We start from the raw sequence: 1,852 nt of genomic DNA, 5'->3' as shown, positions 1-1,852 counted from the left end.
CACGGCCTTCGCCATCCACGTCCACGCCACCTGGCCGGCGCACGGCGTGCACTACCGGCGCGGGACGTTCATGGCGTACGGCGACTGGTTCGAGGCCACGTTCGAGGGACCGGGGGGCCATGCGAGCCAACCGCACCTCGCCGGGAACCCGATCGAGGCGGGAGCTGCATTCGTGGCGGCCTCGAGGAGCCTCGTGGACGAGCTGAGCACGCCCCAGGAGACGACTGTCGCGACCGTGACCGAGTTCCTGATGGGGAACACCGTCAACGTGATCCCCGATCGCGGGTCGATGCGCGGCACGTTGAGGACCGTGAGCCCGGAGCGCCGCGACGCCCTCATCGAGGGCCTCCGCGGCGCCGTGGCCCAAGCGGCGGCCGAGACTCGCACGACCGGACGGTTCCGCCTGCTGGAGGGGTACCCGGCCGTGGTCAACGACCCGGAGTACGTCGATCGCATGGTGGCGGCGCTCGAGCGTTCGCCGGCCGCCCCGGGCCTGACCGAGATGGCCGCGCCGTCGATGGTGATCGAGGACTTCGCCTACTTCCTCCGACGGTGGCCAGGGGCGATGGTCTACCTGGGGGCGAGCATCCCCGGGCGGACCGCGTTCAACCATGCTCCGGACGCCGACTTCGACGAGGCGGTCATGGCGACAGGTCTCGCTCTCCACCTCATGGCCGCCGGAGGCGCCGGGCCCGCGTGGGGCTGAGACGCCCCGGGCCCGCGACCGCGGCCGGCCGCGTCGGCTAGTGGACGACTCCCGAGGAGAAGAACCCTGGGGGCACCTGGGCTCCGGGCGAGGTGGTGCTGAGCGCGGCCAGCTCGTTGGCTCGACGCACTGCGGGCAGCAGGCCCTGCCCGTTCGCCAGTCCCGCTGCGAGCACTCCGCAGAAGACGTCTCCGGCGCCGCTGGTGTCCACCGGATCGGCCGGGCGGGCGCCGACCTCGGTCAGGACCCCGCCCGACCGGACCAGGCACCCATCGGCTCCGAGGGTGACCACGACGTCCGCGCTGCAGTCCAGCGCCGCCAGGCAGGCGCGCACCTCGGCAGGCGAGATCGGCAGTGGCCGACCGACCAGGGCCGCGAGCTCGGTGCGGTTGGGCACGAGGACGTCGGTGAGCTCGAGCAGGCCGTCCAGCCCGTCGGGCGAGGCTGTCATCGGGGCGGGGTTGAGCACGAACAGCCCGTCGCCCCGCGCCCGTGCGGCGGCCGCCAACGCCTCGAGCGGCACCTCCAGCTGTCCCAGCAGGACCGCGGGGCGCAGCTCGGCGACCGCGGCAGCAGCCGAGGTCGCGTCGAGCGCGGCGTTCGCGCCCGGGTGGACCACGATGAGGTTCTCACCGTCCTCGGCGACGACGACGACCGCCGAACCCGTGGCGTCGTGGACAGACGCCACGCGCGACACATCGATGCCGCGCTCCTCGAGCGCTGCGCGTTCAGCGCCGCCGGCCTCGTCGTCACCGACAGCCGCGACCAGTGCGACCCTCGCGCCGGCGGCGGCAGCAGCGGCCGCCTGGTTGGCGCCCTTGCCTCCCCCTGAGCCGTGCCGGTGGGCCGCGAGCACGGTCTCCCCCGGACCCGGCAAGGCCCGAACGCGCAGCGTGGTGTCGGCATTCACCGAACCGACGACGCACACCGTCCCTGGTGTCATGACCGGGTCCCGAGCGAGTCGACCGCGGCGAGCACGAGGTCCCAGTAGCGGGAGGCATCCAGGGTGATCGCGACAGCAGCGTTGGGCTGGTGCTCCGGGTAGCGGCCGTGGAGGTCGACGACGGTGGCCCCGCGGGTCCAGCGCCCGTCGAGCTCGACGGCGACGAACGCGTCCTGCCACTCGATGACGTCGGGGTCGATGAG

The 1,852-nt window shown here is 73.5% G+C and carries 2 protein-coding genes and 1 pseudogene; 1 reads left to right on the top strand and 2 read right to left on the bottom strand.

All coding sequences use genetic code 11. The features are described from left to right. Nucleotides 1-706: M20/M25/M40 family metallo-hydrolase (locus tag Q0L15_RS21310; protein ID WP_296606759.1), on the top strand; the 706-nt coding region annotated here is incomplete at its 5' end. Between the two features lie 37 nt (nt 707-743). On the opposite strand, the gene Q0L15_RS21305 is transcribed toward Q0L15_RS21310, so the two are convergent. Together Q0L15_RS21305 and Q0L15_RS21300 are read right to left on the bottom strand one after the other, a co-directional pair. Further along, nucleotides 744-1,649: a PfkB family carbohydrate kinase gene (locus Q0L15_RS21305; RefSeq protein ID WP_296606758.1), complete on the bottom strand. Its 906-nt coding sequence runs from the start codon at nt 1,647-1,649 to the stop codon at nt 744-746. Beyond that, nucleotides 1,646-1,852 (bottom strand): annotated as a pseudogene (locus Q0L15_RS21300) (pyrimidine-specific ribonucleoside hydrolase RihA); the annotation flags it as partial. The pseudogene Q0L15_RS21300 and the gene Q0L15_RS21305, both read right to left, overlap by 4 nt.

The organism is Nocardioides sp. (genome assembly GCF_024509035.1).
Taxonomy (GTDB): Bacteria; Actinomycetota; Actinomycetes; order Propionibacteriales; family Nocardioidaceae; genus Nocardioides.
The sequence above is the reverse complement of the archived record's forward strand: the minus strand, read 5'-3'. Positions and strand labels throughout refer to the sequence as shown.

Coding starts and splice junctions, on each gene's coding strand:
- Q0L15_RS21305 (WP_296606758.1), bottom strand. CDS start 1,649: ATGACACCAGGGACGGTGTGCGTCGTCGGTTCGGTGAATGCCGACACC.